This window comes from Pseudomonas sp. ML96 (assembly GCF_000761545.1).
In the GTDB taxonomy this organism is placed as follows: domain Bacteria; phylum Pseudomonadota; class Gammaproteobacteria; order Pseudomonadales; family Pseudomonadaceae; genus Aquipseudomonas.
In genome coordinates this window covers 127,405-149,934 of the sequence record NZ_JPMY01000016.1, presented here as the reverse complement: position 1 = coordinate 149,934, position 22,530 = coordinate 127,405, and the positions used below count along the sequence as shown (strand labels likewise).

Sequence of the window (22,530 nt, the reverse complement as noted above, 5' to 3'; positions counted from 1 at the left end):
CGACCTTGCCAAGGTCGGGGTCGCGAGTTCGAGTCTCGTTTCCCGCTCCAGTTTTACACGAGTCGCTACGGCGGCTCCTTTGTTTTAAAGGCTGAGTTGCAGAGTGGTTATGCACCGGATTGCAAATCCGTGAACGCCGGTTCGATTCCGACCTCAGCCTCCAATAGAAAAGCCCCGTAGATCTTTGATCTATGGGGCTTTTTCTTTACGGTATACAGCCCGCTGGTAACCTTGCCGGGCTGGCGCTGGCTGTATATAGTCCAGCCCTCGCTTCATAGCGCTGCCGCCCGAATGGCGAAATCGGTAGACGCAGGAGACTTAAAATCTCTCGGCCGCAAGGTCATCCCGGTTCGAGTCCGGGTTCGGGCACCATCTAGCCGTTCCAGGCTGTCTCCGCGAGCCCTCAGGGCCGCATCTGTCGACGCATCCAACCCTCCTTTGCCAAATCGCAGGCAAAAGAAACCCGGCACTCAGGCCGGGCTAGATGGGGTCATGGAGCATCACGGTTTCACAATGCTCTCCCGAATGTGAAAAGAACGTGAAGAGCTTGTCCGCTCATCGTCTTGGTCTGTTCGAATTTAGTTGCAACGCCGACCAAGCCAGACGGCTCCAAGCAGAACGGCGTCAGTGCCTGTCGCCGTGCTCATCCTGTGCTACAGCTGATTGCAGTCACGGCCAGGTGGCCGAAGGAGAGAGTCAATGAGCATTCCGTTCTGGTGCGTATTCATCGCGGCGTTGTTGATCTATGCCGCCAAGCTGCCGGTTGCCCGCGCCATGAATGCGCAGGCGGGCGGTTATGACAATCACCATCCGCGTGAGCAGCAAGCGCGTCTCAGTGGCTTTGGCGCCAGGGCCCACGCTGCTCACCTCAACAGCATCGAGATATTCCCGCTGTTCGCCGCCGGGGTGCTGATGGCGCATACCACCGATGTGTTCGGCTGGTGGGTGGACCTGCTGGCCATTCTCTTCATCGTCAGTCGCGTGCTCTATCTGCTGTTCTACTGGCGAGATATGGCGTCGCTGCGCTCGATGGTCTGGGTGGGCGGTCTGCTGTGCTGCCTGTTGCTGATGCTCAGCCCGGTGTTTCGCTGGCTGATGGTCCAGCCCTGAAACGACAAGGCCCGCTTAGTGCGGGCCTTGTTTTTGGCGGGCGAGGGCTTCACTTGCCGTCGATGGCGTCCTTGGCCTCGTCGCCTGCGTCCTCGAGGGCGTCGGCGGTATCGTCAGCGGCGCTTTGCAGCTTCTCGCCGGCGGTGGGCTCATGCCCGGTAGCTTGGTCGACCTTCTTCTCGATGGCTTCGCCGGTGTTTTCGGCGGCATCGCCGAGTGACTCCATGGCTTCGGAGACGTTCTCCTTGGCGGCTTCCATCTTGTCTTCGGGCGTTTTCTCGCAAGCGGCCAGGCCAAGGCTCAGGGCGAGAAGCAGGGAATAAGCTAGGGTTTTTTGCACGGTTCAATCTCCATGTCGATGCGGATGCACTAAGCGCTGCAGCCGTATCGCTTGGAGCGAAGCGGGGGAGTGAAGTTCCAGCCACCGAATGTCTGCGCAATGCCGGCATTCGGTGGCTGGGGGATGATTACTGCTGTTGTTGCTGCGGAGTGGGGGCTGGCGGCGGGGTCGGCATGGCCGGCGGCACCGGCTCGCTGTTTTCCTCGGCGCGCTCCGCAGCGGCCTCGTCGGCAGCGCGGGCGGCGTCCTGGTTGTGCTCGGCGGCCTCGTTCATCGACTCTTGGGCTTCCGACTGGGCTTCGCGAGCTTCCTCGGCCTTGTCCTCGGAGGGCTTGTCGCAGGCGGCGAGGCCGAGCGTGGCGGCGAGCATGAGCGCATAGGCGAATGATTTGTGCATGGGCGATTTCTCCTCGTGGATAAGGCTGTCAAGGATTCGAGGGCCCGTTTGCCGGTCTGGTTCAGACTGTTTTTGCCGCGACTGTATCGGTGCGGGTGGCGGCGCTATCATGCTGGGCTTTTCCGCATCGCCTAGAGGTATCGACGATGAGTGACAATCCTGTGCTGGAGCGCGCCCAGCGCTTTCTGACGGCCCTGCGCCATTGCCAGGTGCTCGGCATGAAGGTTCACCAGGTGAGCCCCGAGGGCCTGACCCTGTGCCTGCCGTACAGCACGCAGATCATTGGCAACCCCGAGACCGGGGTGATCCACGGCGGCGCCATCACCACTCTGATGGACACCACCTGCGGCATCTCCACCGTCTGCGTGCTGCCGGAGTTCGAGATCTGCCCGACCCTCGACCTGCGCATCGACTACATGCGCCCGGCCGAGCCGCACAAGGATGTCTACGGCTTCGCCGAGTGCTACCGGGTGACCGAGAACATCATCTTCACCCGTGGCTACGCCTACCAGGATGATCCGAGCGAACCGATCGCTCATGTGGTCGGTGCTTTCATGCGCATGGGCAAGGGCGCCCAGGGCGATCGCGACCTTAAACGCAACATCCAGGGAGGTGCCTGATGGCCGCTCTGAATCTCAACACCCTGGTGCGCGAAGCCCACGAGAAGAACGACTACGACACGCTGATCAGCCTGATTCCCTACGCCAAGCTGATCGGCATCGAGTGTCTGCGCTTGGGCGATGACATGGTGTTCCGCCTGCCGGCGAGCAAGGACAACATCGGCAACCCGATCCTGCCGGCGCTGCACGGCGGGGTGATCGCCGGTTTCATGGAACATGCCGCCATGCTCCATCTGCTGATGTTCATGGGCATCCCACATTTGCCGAAAATCATCGACTTCTCGATAGATTACCTGCGCGCCGGTCATTATCGTGACACCTACGCTCAGTGCCAGGTCTGGCGCCAGGGACGTCGGGTGGCCAACGTCGCCATCACGGCCTGGCAGACCAGCCAGAGCGAACCCATCGCTACCGCCCGCGCGCACTTCAAGGTCGACGAGCCCTGACCGGAGCGCGGGCACCGTATAACAACAAGGAATTCGAATGGATGCGTTGCTGATCCTCGGCGGCCTGCTGCTGATGCTGGCCGGCCTGGTCTGGCTGGTCATGCTGGCCTTCTCAACCAGCCTGCTATGGGGCTGGGGCAGCCTGATCCCGCCCATCACCCTGGTCTACGTGCTGCGCCACTGGCGCACTGCGCGCAAGGCGGTGGTGATCCTGGCGCTGGGCTGCATCCCGCTGGTGGTCGGCATGGTGTTGATGGCCAATCAGGACGTGAGCCGCCTCGAGGCCATTCTCAGCCTGCGCTGGCTGCAGGAGCCGGCCAAGGCTCCGGCCGAGCTGGATATCCGCCTGCATGGCGAGCTCAATGGCCAGTCGTTCACGCCGCAATACGCCGAGCTGGTCGATGGCGTGCTGAGCCTGCGCGAAGGCCAGGACTTCTTCGCCCGTCGCGAGGTGGTCATCCGCTTGCCGCAGGCGCCCAAGGGCGCGGTGAAGCTGGATGTGCTGCCGGAAGACCAGGGCCAATTGCCCGAAGTGGAGATCAGCTGGCTGCTACCCGAGCAGGACCTGCCCGAGGCGCGGCGCATCAGCAAGGGCTACACCTTGCACCTGGACCTGCAGGCGCTGCCGCCGAACAAGCTGCAGGGCGACTTCCACCTGGTCCTGCCGCCAGCGTACAAGACCAGCCTGAGCGGCCGCCTGGAGTTGTTCGCCGATCGCCTGCGCTACAAGGACGGGCGCCTGGATGCCAGCTTCGACTCCCGCGAGACCCTGGCCAAGGTGATCGAGGACCATCTGCAGCGCCGCTTTGCTACCCGCCTGGTGCAGTTGATCGAGCTGCCTGAAGTCAGCTTCCCGGCCAGCCGCCTGCCGCTGACCGTGCAGGCCAAGATCAATGGCTCCGAGCGCAGCGTTGAGCTGGTGCTGGAAAAGGGCAACAAAGGCTGGCAAGTGCAGGGCGATCGCTATCCGGCCCTGGCCGAGCAGCGTGCGGCCGAGCCGGCCAAGCCGACCGTCGAGGCAGCGCCGGTGAGTGAGCCTGCGCGGCCGACGCTGGATCGCCGCCAGCGCTTCTCCCTGGTGCGCCTGCAGCGCAATCCGGAGCAGTACCGCAGCCTGAGCATGCGCGTGAGCAAGGCCGGCGGCGGTACGCTGGAGGGGCGTTTTGTCGGTTTGGATGCTGATGGCAGCGTGCGCCTGAGCCAACAACTCGGCGGTGGTGGCGGCCAGGCCAGCTTCAGCTTCAAGCCGGACGAGATCGCCAGAATCGAATTGCTCGAACCTTAGTTGTATAACCTAGCCCCTTGAAATCCTTCGCGAACTCCCCATCTGTATGACATCCGCCGCAATCACGCGGCCTGTCATGCATGTGGAGTTCGACGACCATGAGTGTGGAAACTCAAAAAGAAACCCTGGGCTTCCAGACCGAGGTGAAGCAGCTGCTTCACCTGATGATCCATTCGCTGTATTCCAACAAGGAAATCTTCCTTCGCGAGCTGATTTCCAACGCCTCCGACGCCGCCGACAAGCTGCGCTTCGAGGCCCTGGCCAAGCCTGAGCTGTTGGAAGGCGGTGCCGAGCTGAAGATTCGTTTGTCCTTCGACAAGGACGCCAAGACCGTCACCCTCGAAGACAACGGCATCGGCATGAGCCGCGAGGAAGTGATCGCGCACCTCGGCACCATCGCCAAGTCCGGCACCGCCGACTTCATGAAGAACCTCACCGGCGACCAGAAGAAGGACTCCCACCTGATCGGTCAGTTCGGCGTGGGCTTCTACTCGGCCTTTATCGTCGCAGACAAAGTCGACGTGTTCACCCGTCGCGCCGGCAGCCCGGCCAGCGAGGGCGTGCATTGGTCGTCGAAAGGCGAGGGCGACTTCGAAGTCGCCACCATCGACAAGGCCGAGCGCGGCACCCGTATCGTTCTGCACCTGAAGAGCGGCGAAGAAGAGTTTGCCGATGGTTGGCGCCTGCGCAACGTGGTGAAGAAATACTCCGACCACATCGCCCTGCCGATCGAGCTGCCGAAGGAACATCATGGTGAGGAGGCCGACAAGCCGGCTGAAGCCGAGTGGGAAACCGTCAACCGCGCCAGCGCGCTGTGGACCCGCGGCCGCACCGAGGTGAAGGACGAGGAGTACCAGGAGTTCTACAAGCACGTCGCTCACGACTACGAGAACCCGCTGTCCTGGAGCCACAACAAGGTCGAGGGCAAGCTGGAATACACCTCGCTGCTCTACGTGCCGAGCCGTGCGCCGTTCGACCTGTACCAGCGCGAAGCGCCGAAGGGGCTGAAGCTGTACGTGCAGCGCGTGTTCATCATGGACCAGGCCGACGAGTTCCTGCCGCTGTACCTGCGCTTCATCAAGGGCGTGGTCGACTCCAACGATCTGTCGCTGAACGTCTCCCGCGAGATCCTGCAGAAGGACCCGGTGATCGACTCGATGAAGTCGGCGCTGACCAAGCGTGTCCTCGACATGCTGGAGAAGCTGGCGAAGAACGAGCCCGAGCAATACAAGCAGTTCTGGAAAGCCTTCGGCCAGGTGCTGAAAGAAGGCCCGGCGGAAGACTTCGCCAACAAGGAGAAGATCGCCGGCCTGCTGCGCTTCGCTTCTACTCAGGGTGACGACGGCGAGCAGTCCGTGGGCCTGGCCGACTACATCGGCCGCATGAAAGAAGGCCAGGACAAGGTCTACTTCCTCACTGGCGAGACCTTCGCGCAGATCAAGAACAGCCCGCACCTGGAGGTCTTCCGTAAGAAAGGCATCGAAGTGCTGCTGCTCACCGACCGCATCGACGAGTGGCTGATGAGCTACCTGACCGAGTTCGATGGCAAGCACTTCGTCGACGTGGCGCGTGGCGATCTGGACCTGGGCAAGCTGGACTCGGAAGAGGACAAGAAGGCCCAGGAAGAAGTGGCCAAGACCAAGGAAGGGCTGCTGGAGCGCCTCAAGGGCGCGCTGGGCGAGCAGGTAGCCGAGGTGCGCGTGTCGCATCGCCTGACCGACTCCCCGGCGATCCTCGCCATCGGCGAGCAGGATCTGGGCCTGCAGATGCGCCAGATCCTCGAGGCCAGCGGGCAGAAGGTGCCGGACGCCAAGCCGATCTTCGAGATCAACCCGCAGCACCCGCTGATCGAGAAGCTGGATGCCGAGGCCGACGAAGACCGCTTCGCCGACCTGTCGCACATCCTCTTCGACCAGGCCGCCCTGGCCGCCGGCGACAGCCTGAAGGACCCGGCGAGCTACGTGCGCCGCCTGAACAAGCTGCTGGTCGAACTCTCGGCCTAAGCAGCTTCACTGTGAAAAAGCCCGCTTCGGCGGGCTTTTTCGTTTCTGTATGGTTCTGCGCCGGCGAAAGGGGTTGGAGTTTGTCATCTGATGGCTATTTAATGGCCCTCTAAAGTGCGCTCGCGGACGTGCCGATACGGTCCTGCCTGCTTTACTCTCAGTTGTCTCCAGTAGTCGCCGCTCGCATGTCGTATCTGACCAGTCTGTTCCTCCTCGATGCCGATCCCAGCCTGCTCCTGTTCGGTAACTACGATCCGTGGCTGGTGCTGTTGTCATTGGCCATCGCCACCTTCACCTCGGGCATGGCCCTGCAGGTGGCGGGCATGGCGCGCCTCAGTCGCAACGCCTTTCACCGGCAGACCGCCTTGCTCACCGGCTCGCTGGCCTTGGGCGGCGGCGTCTGGGCGATGCACTTCATCGGCATGTTGGCCTTCGAGCTGTGTGCACCGGTCAGCTATGCGCCAGGCTTGACCGTTCTGTCGTTGCTGCCGAGCCTCGCCGCCTCCTGGGTGGCCTTGCAGCTGCTGGCGCGGCGCCAGGTCACCTTCGTGCAGTTGGTCGGTGGTGGCGTGCTGGTGGGCGCCGGTATCGGTGCCATGCACTACAGCGGCATGGCGGCGATGCGCATGGCGCCGCTGCTGCGCTACGACCCCTGGTGGTTCGCGCTATCGATTCTGGTAGCCGTGGCGCTGGCGATTCTCGCCCTTTGGGTGCGTTTCGGCCTGCGCGGCAAGCTGTCTTCGGGCAAGGCGATCATGGCCAGCGGCGTGGTTATGGGGCTGGCCATCAGCGGCATGCACTACACCGGTATGGCGGCGGCGCGCTTCGTCGGTACGCCCGACCCGGCCGGGGCCGAGAGCGATTTCAGCCTGTTCCTGGCGCTTGCCGTGGCGCTGATCACCGTCTCGCTGACCATCTTCGTCGCCGGGGTCAACGGCCTGCTGCGCTATCGCCAGCTGTTCCAGCAGGTGCAGGCCAGCGAGGCGCGCGTACGGGCGATTCTGGAGACCGCGGTGGATGGCGTGGTCACCATCGATGACCGCGGCCACATCGAGGGCATGAACAGTGCGGCCGCCAAGCTGTATGGCTGGAACCGCGAGGAATTGATCGGCAAGTCTATCGACACGGTGATCCCCGAGAGTTACCGCAAGGGCATGGGCGACTACTTGGCGCAGCTGCTCAATGCCGGCGAGAGCCAGATCATCGGTGGCAGCCGCGAAGTGGAGGTCCTGCGCAAGGACGGCTCCGAACTACCGATTCGGCTGGCCATCGGCCGTGCCGTCTTACCCGACCGCACCTTGTTCGTCGGCTTTATCAGCGACATCAGCGAGCGCAAGGCGATGGAGCGGGCGCTGCGCGAGAGCGAGCAGCAGTACCGCTCGCTGATCGGCAACATCCCCGGCGTGGCCTTCCGCTGCCTGCTGGACGAGAACTGGAGCATGCTGTTCGTCAGCGATGCGGTGGAGAAGCTGACCGGCTACACGGCCGAGGACTTCACCAGCCGGCGCAAGTCCTACAACGAGCTGTATCACCCCGATGACCTGCACCGGGCGGCGGAGGAGGCCCTGGCTTTTATCGCCGAAGGCCGCAGCTATACCGTCGAATACCGTATCTACGACCGCCAGGGCGAGGAGCACTGGGTCTGGGAAGGCGGCAGTGCGGTGCTCGACGAGCACGGTACGCCGAAGTGGATCGATGGCGTGATGCTGGACATCACCGAGAGCAAGCTGCGCAACGCCGAGTTCGAGGGCACGGCCAAGGCCATCAGCCGCGCACTGTCGGTGATCGAGTTCGATCTGCAAGGCCGCGTGCTCAGCGCCAACTACAACTTCCTCGAGCTGATGGGTTACGAGGAAGATGAAATCATCGGCCAGCACCATCGCATGTTCTGTGAGCAGGGCTGGGTCGACAGCGGCGCCTACGACGAGTTCTGGGCGCGCCTGGCACGTGGCGAGCTGCACAGCGGCGAGTATCTGCGTATAGCCAAGGGCGGCCGCGAGGTATGGATTCAGGCCTCGTACAACCCGATCTTCGATGCCGACGGCAAGCCGTTCAAGGTCATCAAGTTCGCCACCGACCTCAGCCAGCGCCGCGAGATGGAAGAAGCGCTGCGCATCGCCAAGGAGCGCGCCGAGCTGGCCGCGGCGGTGAAGACCACCTTCCTGGCCAACATGAGCCACGAGATTCGCACGCCGATGAACGCCATCATCGGCTTCACCGAGCTGCTGCTCGACGGCGTGCTCAGCGAGCAGCAGCGTCGCCACCTGGGCACCGTGCGCCAGGCCGCGCGTTCGCTGCTCGGCTTGCTCAACGACATCCTCGACACCGCCAAGCTGGAACGTGGTGCGGTGGAGCTGGAGCACATGGACTTCTCCCTGCGCGAGCTGTGTGGGCAGGTCTGCGATGCGCTGCGCCTGGGCGCCGAGGGCAAGGGGCTGAGCCTGAGCCTGGACTACCAGGAGAGTCTCGGTGACTTCTTCAAGGGCGACCCGCTGCGCATCCAGCAGGTGCTGACCAATCTGGTGGGCAACGCGGTGAAGTTCACCGAGAGCGGCTGGGTGCGCCTGGAAGTGACCGGCGAGCCGGGTAGGGTGCTGCTGGCCGTGCGCGACAGCGGCATCGGTATCGCCGAGGACCGTGTGCAGCACATCTTCGATCCCTTCGCCCAGGCCGATGCTTCGATGAGCCGGCGCTTCGGCGGCACTGGCCTGGGTACCACCATCGCGCGTCAGCTGACCGAGCTGATGGGCGGCCATATCCATGTCGAGAGCCGCTTGGGCGCTGGCAGCCTGTTCCAGGTGCAGCTGCCGCTGCAGGCCGGCGAGGTAGCGAACGGTGAGCGGCGTGCCGCGGCCCGCGAGCTGCCGGTGCTGAACATCCTGGCGGCCGACGATGTGGCGCAGAACATCGAGCTGCTCAGCCTGACACTGGGCGCCATGGGTCACCAGGTGACCACCGCCAGCGATGGCGAGCAGGTGCTGGCGGCCTTCACCGCCGGGCGCTTCGACGTGGTGCTGATGGACGTGCAGATGCCGCGTATGGATGGCCTCGAGGCCACCCGGCGCATTCGTCAGCACGAGCGGGACAATGGCCTGCGGCCAACGCCGATCATTGCCCTGACTGCCAGCGTGCTGGAGCAGGACCGCCGCGCCGCGCGCGAGGCCGGCATGGATGGCTTCGCTTCCAAGCCGCTAGAAATGGACAAGCTGCTGGCCGAGGTGGCGCGAATGATCGGCCTGGCGCCGCTTGGTGCCCAGCCGGCAGTTGCCGTGGAGAGCTCTGCCGATCTGCTGATCGACTGGCCGCGTGGCATCCAGCTGTGGGGCAGCGAGCAGGTCATGGCCAGCGCGATCCGCCGCTTCCTCGCCGAACATGCCGGCAGCTGCGTCGAGGTCGAGCGCCTGCTGCGCGAAGAGCGTACGGCCGAGGCCATCGAGTTGGTCCATCGCCTGCGTGGCGCAGCGGCGAATCTTGCGCTGCTGCGCGCCAGTCGCCTGGCCGGTCAGCTGGAACACGCCCTCAAGGGCGCAGTGCCGGCCTCGGTGGACGAGCTGTTGGCGGCGCTGCTCGAGCAATTCGCCATCCTGCCGGGCGAGCTACCGGAGTCGACGTCTACAGTGGAAGAGAGTGCCGCGCCTCTGGCCGCCGACGAGCTGGTCACGCTGATCGAGCAGAGCCGTACGGCGCTGCAGCGTGGCGAGTTGGCCGAAGAGGCCCTGCAACGATTGACCGGTGCACTGCCGGCAGCACAGGCTCAGGCCCTGGAAGGCGCCATCAACGACTTCGACTTCGAGCGCGCCGATGCGCTGTTGGCCCAGTTGCTCGACCAAGGAGGCAAGCCGTAATGATCAGACCCGCCGATGCCCGCCCCAAGTTGCTGCTGGTAGACGACGAGCCGACCAACCTGCAGGTGCTGCGGCAGATCCTGCAGGACGATTACCGCCTGCTGTTCGCCAAGGATGGGGAGAAGGCCTTGGAGCTGGCGGCGCAGGAGAGTCCGGCGCTGGTCCTGCTCGATGTGATGATGCCGGGCATGACCGGGCACGAGGTGTGCACTCGGCTTAAATCGCAACCTGCGACGGCAGGCATTCCGGTGATCTTCGTCACCGCCCTGGCGGATGTCGAGGACGAGGCCATGGGCTTCGACGTGGGCGCGGTGGACTACATCACCAAGCCGGTCAGTCCGCCCATCGTCCGCGCACGGGTTCGCACGCACCTGTCGCTGGTGCGTGCCGATGAGTTGCGCGAGACCCGTCTGCAGATCGTCCAGCGTCTGGGCTTGGCCTCGGAGTACAAGGACAACGAGACCGGCCTGCATGTGATCCGCATGAGCCACTACACCCACATCCTGGCCAAGGCCGCTGGCTACAGCGAGCATGAGGCCGACGACCTGCTCAACGCCGCGCCGATGCACGACGTGGGCAAGATCGGTATTCCCGACGCCATCCTGCAGAAGAACGGCAAGCTCGACGACGCGGAGTGGGCGGTGATGCGCCAGCACGCGCAGATCGGCGCCGAGATCATCGGCGAGCATGACTCGGGGCTGCTGCAGATGGCACGCACCATCGCCCTGACGCACCACGAGAAGTGGGATGGCAGCGGCTATCCCAATGGCCTCAAGGGCGAGGAAATCCCCCTGGCCGGGCGCATCGTCGCCATCGCTGACGTGTTCGATGCCCTCACCAGCGTGCGCCCCTACAAGCCGGCCTGGTCGGTGGAGGAGGCGGTGGAGCTACTGCGCCGCGAGAGCGGCCGCCACTTCGATCCGCAGTTGGTGGAGCTGTTCCTGGCCCAGATGCCGGAGATTCTCGAGGTCAAGGAGCGCTGGGCGGAGAACGAGTAGGGCACAATGCCGGCTTCCTTTCGTATGGAAGCCTTCATGAACCTGCAAACCTGGGAACTGCTGTCCTACATCGTCACCGTGGTGGCGTTGCCGTTCGCCATTGGCGTGTTCCTCTTCGAACAACGCAAGGAGCGTGCGAACGAGGAGGAGGCCATCTGGCAGCAAATATCCGATGCCTACATCGACTTTCTCGAAGTGGTGCTGGCCAATCCCGACCTGCGCCTGCGCAGCCAGGCCGCCACTCCTGACCTCAGCGACGAACAGCGCGAGCGCATGTGGGTGATCTTCGACATGCTGATCTCGCTGTTCGAGCGCGCCTACCTGCTGGCCTATCAGGAAGATATGGACGACAAGCAGCGCCGCCGCTGGCACTCCTGGGAGGACTACATGCGCGAGTGGAGCCGCCGCGAGGATTTCCGCGGGCGCCTGCCGTACTTGCTGCGGGGTGAGGACCCGGGTTTCGCCGCCTATATCCAGGGCCTGGCCGACGAAGAAGCGAAGAATTCTCAGGACTGACTAGTCTTGTCCGTTCGCGGTGGGTTTTGTCCGCCTTTGACCAGAGAGGGGTAAACATGAGCCAGATCATCAATCGTCCGGTGCGCTACGAAGTCGACGGCCAGCCATTCGAGGGCCAGTTGCTGTATGACGATTCGCGCCAGACCCCACGGCCCGGCCTGTTGCTGGCACCGAACTGGATGGGCGCCTCGGCCGGGGCCATCGAGATTGCCCAGCGGGTCGCTGAGCGTGGCTATGTGGTGTTCGTCGCCGACGTATATGGCGCCGGCGTGCGTCCGCAGAACCACGACGAGGCGGGCGCCGCGATGATGTCGGTGAAGGGCAAGCCGGCGTTACGCCAGCGCCTGCAGGCGTCGCTGGATTCGCTCAAGGCCCAGCCGGGCGTGCCGCTGGACCCCAGCCGGCTGGCGGTGTTCGGCTTCTGCTTCGGCGGCCATTGCGCGCTGGAATTTGCCCGTGACGGCGCGCCGATCAAGGCCGCAATCTCCTTCCACGGCACCCTCGACACCGCCAATCCTGCGGACGCGCAGAACATCCGTGGCGCGGTGTTGGTACTGGACGGCGCCCTGGACCCATTGGTGCCGCGCGAACAACTGACCGGCTTCGTCGCGGAGATGAACGCCGCCGGCGTCGACTGGCAGCTAACCAGCTATGGCGGCGCGGCGCATTCCTTCACCGATCCGCAGGCGCAGATACCGGGCAAGATGCAGTACGACGCCAAGGTGTCGCGCCGCGCCTTCGCTGCCATGTACGACCTGCTCGACGAGGTGTTCGCCTGAGTCGAGTGGCTCAGGGCGTGCTGGTCGGCTCGGCGATGGCCGGTGGGTAGTCGATCAGCACTTCCTCGCTGGTGTACAACGGCGCCGCCAGGCCTGGGTCGGTGAGCGCCACCCGCACTCGGTAGCGACCCGGCGCCAGCTCGGGGAAGAACGGCACGTAGGCATCCTGCTGTTGTTCGTCGGCGTGGTAGATCAGGTACTGGCCGCCGCGCTGCTCGATGTAGTTGTCGTCGAGCGTGTAGCCCTCGCCGGGTTTCAGCTCGATCCTGTGGTTGGCGGCGTACAGGCGATGGCTGCTCTGCGTGCCATCGGCAGCGGTGAATAGCAGGTGTACCTCGGCGTGTTCCAGCGTGAAGCTGCGCTTGGCATTCAGGCCGAGGCTGAACAGCGGCGAGGCCGGGTCGGAGAAGTCGCTGGCGCTCAGCTGCAGACCGTCCGGATGCGGCGCGGCGCTGAGGCGTTGGTGCAGATCATAGGCCTGGTCGAGGGAGATCCAGCGCTCGAGCGGGCCTTTCTTCGATGCATAGCGGATCCGCAGCCACTGCTCCTTGCGCGCCAGCACTTCGCAGACATCGCCCTGGATCAGGTAGGCCTTGCTGCGGCTGCTCTCATCGGGCTGTTGGTACAGATACAGGCGCGTCGCCGGCACGGTCCAGGTCTGCGGCTGGCCATCGTCGTTCATGGCGCGGCTGGCCAGCACCTGGCCCTGCGGGTCGAAGGTCTTCTCGAACAGCGGGAAAAACAGGTAGGGGTAATCCGGGCTGTAGTCGTCCTGCACTTGCAGGGTCTTGTACAGCCAGGGCTGGCCGTGGTCGTCGAAGCGCAAGGCGTCGTAATACCAGCGCGGGCCGCCGCGGCAGTGGCTGTACAGGGCGCGTTCCTCGACCTTGCGCTCCAGCCCGGAGAAGCCCGAGCAGCTGAGGCTGCCGATCAGCGTCTCCGGCATCGGCAGGAACTCGTAGCGGCGCTGAGCAGGCCGGTACAGGTAGAGGCGGTAGTTCTCGTTGACCATGCCGGCGGCGACGCTGATCGCCAGGTCGGCATGACCATCGAAGTCATAGTCCTCGACCGAGAAGCGAGGCGGATTGCCGATGTCTTCATCCGGGATCGACAGCTCGATCCAGCTGCCATCCGGTTGTTGCAAGCGATATCTTTCGCCGTTCTGCTCGCCATGGGCCTGCAGGCCGGGCTCGGGTTCGAGTGTTGGCAGATTGGCATGGGCAAGCAGCGGTGAGGCCAGGAGGGCGGTAGCGAGCAGGCAACGAGCGAGGGGCACGGCAGCAATCCTTTGCGGGCGAGAGGCGCCATGTTAGCGCCTGGCTCGCTTGCCGGCACGTGAGCGGGCCGGCAATTCGTCAGCGTGGTAGCGGGATGCGCTCGCTCTCGCCAGGTACCCGTGGCCACTCCCAGGCAGCCCAGTTCTGCTTGGCCTTCTCCAGCAGCGCGGCATCGCTGGCGACGAAGTTCCAGTACATGCGCCGCGGGCCCAGCGGTTCACCGCCGATCAGCGCCAGGTGACACTCGCCGCAGGCTGTGAGCAGCAGCTCTTCACCTTCCGGCAGCACGGCCAGGCCACGCAGCGGCAGCTCTTCGTCCTCCAGCTTGGCTTCGCCCTCGATCAGGTACAGCGCGCGCTCGCGATGTTCGGCGGGGATCAGCAGGCTGGCGCCGGCGGCGAGCTTCAGTTCGGCGTACAGGGTCGGCGAGTGCATGGGTACCGGCGACTCCAGGCAGAAGCCGCTGCCGGCGATCAGGGTGATCTGTACGCCCATGGCCTCGCTACGCGGCAGGCTGGCGGCCGGGTGGTGGCTGTAGCTCGGCTCGCCTTCCTCCAGCGCCTGTGGCAGGGCCAGCCACACCTGCAGGCCGTGCAGGCGCGAACCGCCTTGCCACAGGTGTTGCGGGGTGCGTTCGACATGGGCGACGGCGCGGCCGGCGGTCATCCAGCTGACGTCGCCGGGCTGCACCAGTTGGTCCGAGCCAAGGCTGTCCTTGTGCTGCAGCTCGCCGTCGAACAGGTAGGTGAGTGTGGACAGGCCGATATGCGGATGCTGGTTGATGTTCATGCCGCTGCCGGCCGGGTAGTCCTTCTCCAGCATGTGATCGAAGAACACGAAGGGCCCGACGCTGCGGCACTTGGCCGAGGGCAGCGGGCGCAGGATCGGCTGGCCGGAGATGTCCTCGGCCTTCGGCTTGATCAGCAGCGGCTCGCTCATGCGCCTTCGCCCAGGCGGGTTTCCACCTGCACCTCGACGCTGGTCATCAGCTTGTGGATCGGGCATTTGTCGGCGATGCGCAGCAGTTGCTGGCGCTGCTCGTCATCCAGCGCGCCGTGCAGGTCCAGCTCCACGGCCAGGCGGTAGGTGCCCTGGCGTTCCTGGCTGTCATCGCGGGCCACGTGCACGTCCAGGCTTTCCAGCGGCAGGCCGCGCTGCTTGGCGTAGAGCATCAGGGTCAGGGCCTTGCAGGCACCTAGGGCGGCGTCGAACAGGTCATGCGGCTCGGGGCCGGAGGCGCTGCCGCCGAAGGATTCCGGCACATCGGTGTGCAGCAGGTGTTCGCCGATCTCGATGCTGTGGCGCAGGCCGGATTCGGTGCTGATGCGGATCATGGTGGCTCCCAGGCTAGGTTGGATGGCTCCAGCCTAGCCCAGGCGGCGATCCTCAGACCAGCACCGAGAGGCGCACATCGGCGCCAAGCACACGCAGCAGACGGCCATCGGCGCCGAGGATGGGCACCGAGACGGTGAAGCAGAAGTCGTCGGTGGCCGAGGAGCGGTAGACCGGCGTGATGTGGCTGCGCAGGTCGTCCGCCACGCTGCGGAACCACGGGCGCTGGCTCCAGTCGCGGCCACGGCAGCTAGGCGCGTCCTGGTGCGGCACGTCCGCGGCGAAGATGTTCTCCGAGAGCTGCCGGCCGCTGGCGTCGACCAGGTAGAACAGCTCGAAGCGCGCGTCGCGTTTCAGCGTTTCTTCCAGCAGGCGTTCGGCGGCGCCGACGTCGCTGCTCAGGCGCGCATCGGCGGCGATTTGCTCGACGCCGCTCTGCACCGAGCGGTGCAGCTCCAGGCGGAAGTCGCCGAGGCCCTGCAGCAGGCGATCGCCGTCCTCGCGCACGGCCTGGCTGTGGCGCAATACCTGGCCGGCCTTGCCGAGCAGGTCGCCGGCGACCTGGGCGATCTGCTGCACGTCGCCGTTGATTGAGCGCACGGCCTGGCCGATCTGCTCGGTGCCGGTGGCGATATGGCCGACGCGCTCGTCCAGCCGATCCATGGCCTGGCGGGTGCTGTCCAGGCCGTTGCCGACCTGCAGCATGCCGCTGCGGCCGTCTTCGACCGCCTGGTGCATGCGTTCGCCGGCGCCGCCGAGCTGGTTCATGCCGTCGCGGAAGCGCTCGATGATCTGCCCGACCTGGCCGGTGGCATCGGTGGTGTGGCCGGCCAGGCGGCGCACTTCCTCGGCGACCACGGCGAAGCCGCGGCCGTGCTCGCCGGCGCGCGCCGCCTCGATGGCAGCGTTGAGTGCCAGCAGGTTGGTCTGCTGGGAGATGCTGGCGATCACGCCGATCACCTTGCTGACTTCTTCCAGCTGTGCGGTGAGGTTGCCGATCACGTCGGCCAGCTCCGTCTCGCAGTCACCGATGGCCTCGACCTGGCGCAGCACGGTCTGGCCGTTCTGCTGGCACTGGCGCAGGGTGGCCGAGACCTCGCCGGACAGGCGCGCCACTTCGGCGGCGCCGGGCACCAGTTCGGCGTCCAGGGTGGTGGTGACCTGCTCGCTGGCGCTGGCGATCAGCTCCGAGGATTGCGCCAGACTCTGCCCGCTGGCCTGGTTGGCGCTGGCGATGCTGGCCAGCTGCGGGGCATGCGCGGCGATACCGACGGCAGCGCCCAGGCTGGTGCGGATGCGCTGGTGCAGGCCGTCGCTGAAGCGGTTGAGGCGGCCCATCCAGGGCTGCTGCTCGGGCAAGCGGGTGGTGAGGTCGTGGCGGGTGAAGAGGGCGGCGAAGGCTTCTTCGTCCTGCTCGCGTCGCGAGGGTTTGCGCAGCAACTGCAGCATGGTGCATCTCCCTGAAGATTCTGCAGGGAGTGGTGCAAGCACGGTGCCATCATCTTGTGTGCGCCACGTCACAAGGCTGGCGCCGGCAGATCGTCGCTATCAGTGCGCCAATACGGCTCGCGAGGCTCTATTGCGGTGCATTCGGCCGGTACCACAGCTCTTCGCGCTGGAACGGCGTCTGTGGCGGCAGTTCGGGGTTCTGCAGCTCGATCACCTTGCGCTTGTGCAGGGCGGCGCGCTGCAGGGTGGCGCCGTGGTGGTGCTGGAACAATTGCTCGTAGCTGCCGTCGGCGACCATAGCCTCCAGGCCGCGCTCGATGGCGCTGGCCAGGTCGGCGCGGGCGCGCGAGGTGAAGAAGTAGAAGGCGGTGGGGTAGTGGATGACGATGTGCTCGTCGACTTCCAGGGCCAGGCCTTCCTGGGTGGAGCGAGCCTGCTCGTTCCAGGCCACCACCACTTCGCGGGGGAACAGGTCGAAGCGGCCGGCGTCGAGCATGCGGAACAGGCTGTCGTAGCTCTGGCTGGTGATCACCTGCAGGCCGTTGTCGCGCAGGATGCGCGTGTCCGGCCAGTCGGCGCGCTGGCCGAAGCGCATGGCCTTGAGGTCTTCCAGGCTCTGTACTTTGCCCAGCCAGTCCTTGTCCTCGCGTCGCACCAGTGGGATGCGCCAGCCGATCAGGCCCTTGTAGATGGGGATGCGGATCGGCAGCAGGTTTTCTTCGCGCTCGCGGGTGGTCATGGTCCACATCACCTGCACGGTGCCGTCGTTCTGCTCCAGCGCCTGCTCGGCGCGGCTCTGCGCCATGGGCCGGGGTGTCGGCTGCAGCTGGTAGTCGCCACCGCTGCGGGCCAGGGCCAGATGCAGCAACTCGACCACATAGGCTTCCGGGTCGTCGCCTTGCGAATGCAGGGGATAGGTCAGCGGCTCCGCAGCCAGTGGCGCGGAGCAGAGCAGGGCAGTCAGGGCAACGAGGCGGAGGAGGGGCATACGCAGGGTTCGTAAGGTGATGAAACACATGATGGCCTTTGCCTTGCCGCATCGCCAGTGAACGGTAGCGAAGCGGCTGCGGTCTACTCTTGCTCGAAACGCCAGGGAGTGACGCCGTTGTTCATCCGCCGCCCGTTGTTTGCCGCTCTGCTTGGCCTGCTGGCCCTGCACGCACAAGCCCGTGACTACCGTTTCAGCGATGCCCACCTGCACTACGTGGACTTCTTCCAGGAGAGCGAGGGTATGACCGCGCTGCTCGAGGCCATGGCCGCCGGGCGCATCGATCATGTGATGATCAGCGGCATTCCGGTGGCCAAGAAGTGGCACGAGGACGAGCCCAAACGCCCGCGCTACTACGCCGGTGACGATGCCGGGGCCTATTGGTACAGCGCCACCGACGTGTTCGTCGCCGAGGCGGTGCGGCGCCTGCCGGCGGAGCAGCGCGAGCGCTTCCATCCCTTCCTCAGCGGCTTCAATCCGGTGGACAAGAACGCCGACGCGCATATCCGCCGCATGCTCGAGCTCTATCCAGGCTTCTGGCAGGGGCTCGGCGAGGTGTTCACCCGCCACGACGACCTCACCGCGCTGACCTACGGCGACACGCCGCGCGCCAACAACGAGGCCATGACTCGCGTCTACCACCTGGCCGCCGAGTACGACCTGCCGGTGCTGATGCACAGCAACATCACCTCCAAACGCGAGCGCAATCCGCTGTACCTGGAGGAGATCGAGGAGCCGCTGCGCAACCATCCGCACGTGCGCTTCATCTGGGCCCATGCCGGCACCAGCGTGGAGATTCACCGTCATCAGGAGAAGCTGGATTTCCTCCTGAGCACTTTGGAGCGGATGCTTGGCGAATACCCGAACCTGTATGTCGACCTGTCCTGGAGCGTGCTGCACCCCTACCTGCTGAATGCCAAGGGCAAGCCAGACCCGCGCTGGGTGCGCCTGGTGAGCAGCTATCCCGAGCGCTTCATGCTCGGCTCGGACGTGGTCGGCCGCTTCGGTAACCTGGGCAGCAACCTGACGGACTTCACGCCCTTCCTCGACGCCCTGCCGGAGGGCGTGGCGCGCAAGGTGGCGCGTGACAACTTCCTCGCCGTGCTGCCGCGCAAACGCCAGGCACAGCTGCGCGACTGATTGTCATCAACCTGTAACCGCGACGTCATAGCCTCGCGCCAACTTTCCTCAAGGAGCGCGAGATGAAACTGTTCAGCCTGTCCGTCCTGGCCCTGGGCCTGATGTCCAACCTGGCCATGGCCGATGTGCGTGTCGAAGGGCCGGTCGAGTACGGCGTGTTCGCCGCAGCCGCTATCAAGGACCCGCAGCCGGGCGAGCGGATTCTCAGCCGCGCCGGCCAGCCGATCGAGCAGACCGAAGTGGTGCCGGCGCGCCTGGGCACCAAGTTCGGCGTGCGCTACACACTGGTCGGCAAGAGCGAAAGCGAGCAGCCGCTGACCCTGATGTACTTCACCCCCGGCCTGGTTGGCCCGGATGGCAAGCGCCAGGACAAGATCGAGTTGCAGCAGAAGTTGGTGGTCGGTGCGCCGCAGGACGTGATGGCCTTCGAGTTCACCGAACATCACGAGGTGGTGCCGGGCGACTGGCAGTTCATGGTCTTCCAGGGTGACCGCAAGCTGCTGGAGCAGCGCTTCACCGTGCGCTGATAGCCTGCAGACGCCCCGAACCAAGCCCGGCCCAGTGCCGGGCTTGTGCGTTTCAGGGCCTGTGATAGCGCATTGCTGGCATTCAGCGCAGAGCGCTCTAGCCTTAACGGCAGCGTCCTGTCTGCAGGGAAGGTGACCATCATGCTGTTGAGAAAGCTACGTATCGCACCCCGTTCCGCCCTGGGCTTCGCCACTCTGGCGTTCCTGGTTCTGCTGGTTGGCTGTTTTTCGCTGCTGCAGATGAAGCACATGAACGAGGAGTCCAAGGAGGTCGACGAGAACTGGCTACCGAGCATCCTGGCCCTGGGGGACATGAGCCAGAGCATCCTGCGCATCCGCGCCGGCACCCTGCGCCTGATCGTGGTGCGCGACCCGACCATCCTGCAGCAGAACGTGCAGCGCCTGGGCGAGCTGAAGTCCGCGCTGGACGAGGCCCAGGGCCGCTATGAGCGGCTGATTTCCTCGGCCGAGGAGAAGGAGGTCTACGAGCGCTTCAGGACGGCGGAAGAGGCCTACATGCAGGAGCAGGAGAAGATCATGCGCCATTCGGCCGAAGATCAGGTCTCCGAAGCCAGTGCGGTGGCCAACGGGGTTCTCAACACCCATGCCGACAACCTGTCCAAGGCCCTGGTCGAGCTGACCCGGCTCAACAGCGAGGGCGCTGCTGCGGCGGCGCGGGATAACCAGGCGGCTTACGAGAGCGCCTTCGCCCTGGCCATGACCCTGATGCTGGTAGCGGTGGTGCTCACCGTGGTACTGGCCGTGCTGTTCACCCGCAGCATAGTGCGGCCGCTGGTCGAGGCGGTGGAGGTCGCCCAGGTGGTGGCGGGTGGCGACCTGAGCCGCGACTTCGAGGATCGCGGCACGGACGAGCCGGCGCAGCTGCTGCAGGCCCTGAAGCGCATGCAGGGCAGCCTGCGCAGCACTATCCAGAGCATCGCCGACTCCTCCAATCAGCTGGCTTCGGCCTCGGAAGAGCTGCATGCGGTGACCGAGGACGCGACCCGCGGCCTGCATCTGCAGAATGCCGAGATCGAACAGGCTGCCACGGCGGTGAACGAGATGACCTCGGCGGTGGAAGAGGTGGCGCGCAACGCGGTGAGCACCTCGGAGGCCTCGCGCGATTCGGATCGCACCGCCCAGCACGGCCGCGAGCAGGTGCGCCAGACAGTGGACTCCATCGGCCAGCTGGCCGGCGACGTGAGCGAAACCTCGGAGCAGATTGGTCTGCTGGCCGAGCAGGTGCGCAGCATCAGCCAGGTGCTCGACGTGATCCGCTCCATCGCCGAGCAGACCAACCTGCTGGCGCTCAATGCCGCCATCGAGGCAGCGCGTGCCGGCGAGGCTGGGCGCGGCTTTGCCGTGGTGGCCGACGAGGTCCGCGCCCTGGCCCATCGCACCCAGCAGAGCACCCAGGAAATCGAGCAGATGATCGGCGGCATCCAGCAGGGCACCGAGCGCGCGGTCAATTCCATGCAGCACAGCAACCAGCGTACCGGCTCGACCCTGGCACTGGCGCAAGCGGCGGGCCATGCGCTGGACGAGATCGCCCTGGCCATCACCTCGATCAACGAGCGTAACCTGGTGATTGCCAGTGCGTCGGAGGAGCAGGCCCAGGTGGCGCGCGAGGTGGACCGCAACCTGGTCAACATCCGCGACCTGTCCCTGCAGAGTTCGGCGGGGGCTGACCAGACCAGTGCGGCCAGCCAGGAGCTGTCGCGCCTGGCGGTCGACCTCAACGGGCTGGTGGCACGTTTCCGCCTGTGACATGAAAACGGCGCCTGTGGGCGCCGTTGTTCATCATCGCGTTTCAATTCTCATACGGTGAAGCGCGCGACCATGCCATTGAGTTCCACGGCCAGGCGCGACAGCTCGTGGCTGGCGGCGGCCGTTTGGTTGGCGCCGGTGGCGGTCTGTACCGAGATATCGCGGATATTCACCAGGTTGCGGTCCACCTCGCGCGCCACCTGCGCCTGTTCTTCGGCGGCGCTGGCGATGACCAGGGTGCGCTCGTTGATCTGACCGACCTGCTCGGTGATCTCCACCAGGGCCTGGCCGGCCGCCTCGGCGATCTCCAGCATCTGCCGGGCGCGCTGGTCGTTCTGGTTCATCGCACCCACGGCCTCGCCGGTGCCGCTCTGGATGCTGCCGATCATCTGCTCGATCTCGCGGGTGGATTCCTGGGTGCGATGGGCGAGGGCACGGACCTCGTCGGCCACCACGGCAAAGCCGCGGCCCTGCTCGCCGGCGCGGGCGGCCTCGATGGCAGCGTTGAGGGCGAGCAGGTTGGTCTGCTCGGCGATGGCGCGGATCACGTCGAGCACCTTGCTGATGCTCTGCGCGCGCTCGGCAAGGCCTTCCACCAGCGCTGAGGTGTGGGCGACGTCCTGGCTCATGCTACGGATCGCCTGCACCGTCTGCTGCACGCGGTCGCGGCCGGACTGCGCCGACTCCTCGGAGGCGCGCGAGGCATCGGAGGTGGAGCTGGCGTTGCGCGCCACTTCCTCGACCGCGCTGGTCATCTCGTTCACGGCGGTGGCGGCCATCTCGATCTCGTCGTGCTGGCGGGTGATCGCGCGGTTGCCTTCCTCGGTCACCGCATTGAGCTCTTCGGCGGCCGAGGCCAGCTGGGTGGCGGAGTTGCCGATCTGCTGGATGGTGCCGCGCAGCTGCTGCTGCATGCGTTGCAGGGCCGCGAGCAGCTGGGCGGGTTCGTCCTTGCCGCTGGCGTCGATGCGCCCGGTGAGGTTGCCACTGGCCACCACGCCGGCGACCTGTACGGCTTCGCTCAGCGGCTGGGTGATGCTGCGGGTCAGCAACCAGGCGAGCGCGACGGTGACCAGTGCGGCAATCACCAGCACGGCGATCACCGCGTTGGTGGCGCTGGCATAGTCCTCATCGGCCTGGGTATTGGCGGCGTTGGCGCCTTCAGTATTGAACTCGGCGAGCTCGGTCAGGGCATTGAAGGTGGCCTTGTAGTTGTCCAGCAGCGGACCCTGTACCAGCACGGTCGCGGGGGCGGTCTCGTTGGCGTTGGACAGCTTCAGCAACTGCTCGACCCCGGCGATGAGGCCCTTCTTCTCCTGCTGGTAGCGCTGAAACAGCTGTTGGTCGCGACCGCTGTCCATGTCGCTCTCATAGCTGCGCTCGGCCTTTTCCAGGTTGCCGATGATCTCGCGCAGGCGTTTTTCGAGAAATTGCTTGTCGGCCGCATCGGCGGCCAACACATGGCCGAGCTGGAGCTGGCGGATTTCGGTCACGGCGAGGTTCATCTGCGCGACGTTGCGCACGCTGGGCAGCCAGCTCTGGCTGATGACCGTGGAGGCGTCGTTGATCACCGACATGCGATTGAGGGAGAACAGGCCGGTGAATATCAGCAGGAGGGTGATGATGGCGAAGCCGAAGGCCGCGCGTGGCGCGATGGGAAACTGGCGCAGGATCATGGGGTACTTCTCCGGGACGGCGGTAAGAGCCGGGG

The 22,530-nt window shown here is 65.3% G+C and carries 20 protein-coding genes and 2 tRNA genes; 14 read left to right on the top strand and 8 right to left on the bottom strand.

Annotated features, from left to right (window positions below; genetic code table 11):
• The first annotated feature begins 89 nt into the window (after positions 1 to 89).
• From IP89_RS12405 to IP89_RS12395, 3 genes are all read left to right on the top strand, one after another.
• Positions 90 to 163 (top strand) — tRNA-Cys (locus IP89_RS12405).
• Positions 164 to 285: 122 nt separating this feature from the next.
• Positions 286 to 372: transfer RNA gene (locus tag IP89_RS12400), tRNA-Leu, on the top strand.
• 327 nt (positions 373 to 699) lie between these two features.
• Positions 700 to 1,110, top strand: coding sequence for an MAPEG family protein (locus IP89_RS12395; protein ID WP_043309839.1), 411 nt, complete (start codon positions 700 to 702; stop codon positions 1,108 to 1,110).
• Positions 1,111 to 1,159: 49 nt separating this feature from the next.
• Here IP89_RS12395 and IP89_RS12390 read toward each other — a convergent pair whose 3' ends face one another.
• Together IP89_RS12390 and IP89_RS12385 are read right to left on the bottom strand one after the other, a co-directional pair.
• On the bottom strand, positions 1,160 to 1,450 hold the full coding sequence (locus tag IP89_RS12390) for a hypothetical protein (protein ID WP_043309838.1): 291 nt from the start codon (positions 1,448 to 1,450) through the stop codon (positions 1,160 to 1,162).
• Between the two features lie 127 nt (positions 1,451 to 1,577).
• Entirely contained in the window at positions 1,578 to 1,847 is a 270-nt protein-coding gene (locus IP89_RS12385; protein ID WP_043309837.1) for a hypothetical protein, read from the bottom strand.
• A gap of 146 nt (positions 1,848 to 1,993) precedes the next feature.
• Here IP89_RS12385 and IP89_RS12380 point away from each other — a divergent pair, with 146 nt between their 5' ends.
• From IP89_RS12380 to IP89_RS12345, 8 genes are all read left to right on the top strand, one after another.
• Positions 1,994 to 2,467 (top strand): PaaI family thioesterase, encoded by a 474-nt coding sequence (locus IP89_RS12380; protein WP_043309836.1) that lies wholly within the window; start codon positions 1,994 to 1,996, stop codon positions 2,465 to 2,467.
• The gene (locus tag IP89_RS12375) at positions 2,467 to 2,913 is read left to right on the top strand and encodes a PaaI family thioesterase (RefSeq protein ID WP_043309835.1); all 447 of its coding nucleotides are present in this window, start codon (positions 2,467 to 2,469) and stop codon (positions 2,911 to 2,913) included. Before IP89_RS12380 ends, IP89_RS12375 begins: the two co-directional genes overlap by 1 nt.
• A 37-nt stretch (positions 2,914 to 2,950) precedes the next feature.
• Positions 2,951 to 4,198, top strand: coding sequence for a hypothetical protein (locus IP89_RS12370; RefSeq protein ID WP_043309834.1), 1,248 nt, complete (start codon positions 2,951 to 2,953; stop codon positions 4,196 to 4,198).
• 98 nt (positions 4,199 to 4,296) lie between these two features.
• Positions 4,297 to 6,201, top strand: a complete 1,905-nt coding sequence (htpG, locus tag IP89_RS12365; protein WP_043309833.1) for a molecular chaperone HtpG — start codon at positions 4,297 to 4,299, stop codon at positions 6,199 to 6,201.
• A 185-nt stretch (positions 6,202 to 6,386) separates the two neighbouring features.
• Complete coding sequence (locus IP89_RS12360) at positions 6,387 to 10,046, top strand: PAS domain S-box protein (protein WP_043309832.1); 3,660 nt, start codon at positions 6,387 to 6,389, stop codon at positions 10,044 to 10,046.
• Entirely contained in the window at positions 10,046 to 11,044 is a 999-nt protein-coding gene (locus IP89_RS12355; RefSeq protein WP_043309831.1) for a two-component system response regulator, read from the top strand. Before IP89_RS12360 ends, IP89_RS12355 begins: the two co-directional genes overlap by 1 nt.
• A gap of 36 nt (positions 11,045 to 11,080) precedes the next feature.
• Entirely contained in the window at positions 11,081 to 11,560 is a 480-nt protein-coding gene (locus IP89_RS12350; RefSeq protein WP_043309851.1) for a hypothetical protein, read from the top strand.
• A 56-nt stretch (positions 11,561 to 11,616) separates the two neighbouring features.
• Complete coding sequence (locus IP89_RS12345; protein WP_043309830.1) at positions 11,617 to 12,339, top strand: dienelactone hydrolase family protein; 723 nt, start codon at positions 11,617 to 11,619, stop codon at positions 12,337 to 12,339.
• Positions 12,340 to 12,349: 10 nt separating this feature from the next.
• On the opposite strand, the gene IP89_RS23730 is transcribed toward IP89_RS12345, so the two are convergent.
• The 5 genes from IP89_RS23730 to IP89_RS12320 form a co-directional block, all read right to left on the bottom strand.
• A complete protein-coding gene (locus tag IP89_RS23730; RefSeq protein ID WP_256203139.1) occupies positions 12,350 to 13,615 on the bottom strand; it encodes a hypothetical protein in 1,266 nt (421 codons plus the stop codon).
• 79 nt (positions 13,616 to 13,694) lie between these two features.
• Positions 13,695 to 14,555, bottom strand: coding sequence for a pirin family protein (locus IP89_RS12335; RefSeq protein ID WP_043309829.1), 861 nt, complete (start codon positions 14,553 to 14,555; stop codon positions 13,695 to 13,697).
• A complete protein-coding gene (locus IP89_RS12330) occupies positions 14,552 to 14,950 on the bottom strand; it encodes an OsmC family protein (protein ID WP_043309828.1) in 399 nt (132 codons plus the stop codon). Before IP89_RS12330 ends, IP89_RS12335 begins: the two co-directional genes overlap by 4 nt.
• A 52-nt stretch (positions 14,951 to 15,002) precedes the next feature.
• The gene (locus IP89_RS12325) at positions 15,003 to 16,286 is read right to left on the bottom strand and encodes a methyl-accepting chemotaxis protein (protein WP_371261945.1); all 1,284 of its coding nucleotides are present in this window, start codon (positions 16,284 to 16,286) and stop codon (positions 15,003 to 15,005) included.
• Between the two features lie 238 nt (positions 16,287 to 16,524).
• Positions 16,525 to 17,385: an ABC transporter substrate-binding protein gene (locus tag IP89_RS12320; RefSeq protein WP_043309826.1), complete on the bottom strand. Its 861-nt coding sequence runs from the start codon at positions 17,383 to 17,385 to the stop codon at positions 16,525 to 16,527.
• Between the two features lie 117 nt (positions 17,386 to 17,502).
• Here IP89_RS12320 and IP89_RS12315 point away from each other — a divergent pair, with 117 nt between their 5' ends.
• From IP89_RS12315 to IP89_RS12305, 3 genes are all read left to right on the top strand, one after another.
• Positions 17,503 to 18,525, top strand: coding sequence for an amidohydrolase family protein (locus IP89_RS12315; protein ID WP_043309825.1), 1,023 nt, complete (start codon positions 17,503 to 17,505; stop codon positions 18,523 to 18,525).
• Between the two features lie 62 nt (positions 18,526 to 18,587).
• Positions 18,588 to 19,052, top strand: a complete 465-nt coding sequence (locus tag IP89_RS12310; RefSeq protein WP_043309824.1) for a DUF3859 domain-containing protein — start codon at positions 18,588 to 18,590, stop codon at positions 19,050 to 19,052.
• Positions 19,053 to 19,193: 141 nt separating this feature from the next.
• Complete coding sequence (locus tag IP89_RS12305; protein ID WP_043309823.1) at positions 19,194 to 20,819, top strand: methyl-accepting chemotaxis protein; 1,626 nt, start codon at positions 19,194 to 19,196, stop codon at positions 20,817 to 20,819.
• A gap of 50 nt (positions 20,820 to 20,869) precedes the next feature.
• Here the strand turns inward: IP89_RS12305 and IP89_RS12300 are convergent, their stop codons facing one another.
• Entirely contained in the window at positions 20,870 to 22,495 is a 1,626-nt protein-coding gene (locus tag IP89_RS12300) for a methyl-accepting chemotaxis protein (RefSeq protein ID WP_043309822.1), read from the bottom strand.
• Between the last annotated feature and the right edge of the window lie 35 nt (positions 22,496 to 22,530).

Coding starts and splice junctions, on each gene's coding strand:
- IP89_RS12395 (WP_043309839.1), top strand. CDS start 700: ATGAGCATTCCGTTCTGGTGCGTATTCATCGCGGCGTTGTTGATCTAT.
- IP89_RS12385 (WP_043309837.1), bottom strand. CDS start 1,847: ATGCACAAATCATTCGCCTATGCGCTCATGCTCGCCGCCACGCTCGGC.
- IP89_RS12380 (WP_043309836.1), top strand. CDS start 1,994: ATGAGTGACAATCCTGTGCTGGAGCGCGCCCAGCGCTTTCTGACGGCC.
- IP89_RS12375 (WP_043309835.1), top strand. CDS start 2,467: ATGGCCGCTCTGAATCTCAACACCCTGGTGCGCGAAGCCCACGAGAAG.
- IP89_RS12370 (WP_043309834.1), top strand. CDS start 2,951: ATGGATGCGTTGCTGATCCTCGGCGGCCTGCTGCTGATGCTGGCCGGC.
- htpG (WP_043309833.1), top strand. CDS start 4,297: ATGAGTGTGGAAACTCAAAAAGAAACCCTGGGCTTCCAGACCGAGGTG.
- IP89_RS12360 (WP_043309832.1), top strand. CDS start 6,387: ATGTCGTATCTGACCAGTCTGTTCCTCCTCGATGCCGATCCCAGCCTG.
- IP89_RS12355 (WP_043309831.1), top strand. CDS start 10,046: ATGATCAGACCCGCCGATGCCCGCCCCAAGTTGCTGCTGGTAGACGAC.
- IP89_RS12350 (WP_043309851.1), top strand. CDS start 11,081: ATGAACCTGCAAACCTGGGAACTGCTGTCCTACATCGTCACCGTGGTG.
- IP89_RS12345 (WP_043309830.1), top strand. CDS start 11,617: ATGAGCCAGATCATCAATCGTCCGGTGCGCTACGAAGTCGACGGCCAG.
- IP89_RS12335 (WP_043309829.1), bottom strand. CDS start 14,555: ATGAGCGAGCCGCTGCTGATCAAGCCGAAGGCCGAGGACATCTCCGGC.
- IP89_RS12330 (WP_043309828.1), bottom strand. CDS start 14,950: ATGATCCGCATCAGCACCGAATCCGGCCTGCGCCACAGCATCGAGATC.
- IP89_RS12325 (WP_371261945.1), bottom strand. CDS start 16,286: ATGGGCCGCCTCAACCGCTTCAGCGACGGCCTGCACCAGCGCATCCGC.
- IP89_RS12320 (WP_043309826.1), bottom strand. CDS start 17,385: ATGCCCCTCCTCCGCCTCGTTGCCCTGACTGCCCTGCTCTGCTCCGCG.
- IP89_RS12310 (WP_043309824.1), top strand. CDS start 18,588: ATGAAACTGTTCAGCCTGTCCGTCCTGGCCCTGGGCCTGATGTCCAAC.
- IP89_RS12305 (WP_043309823.1), top strand. CDS start 19,194: ATGCTGTTGAGAAAGCTACGTATCGCACCCCGTTCCGCCCTGGGCTTC.
- IP89_RS12300 (WP_043309822.1), bottom strand. CDS start 22,495: ATGATCCTGCGCCAGTTTCCCATCGCGCCACGCGCGGCCTTCGGCTTC.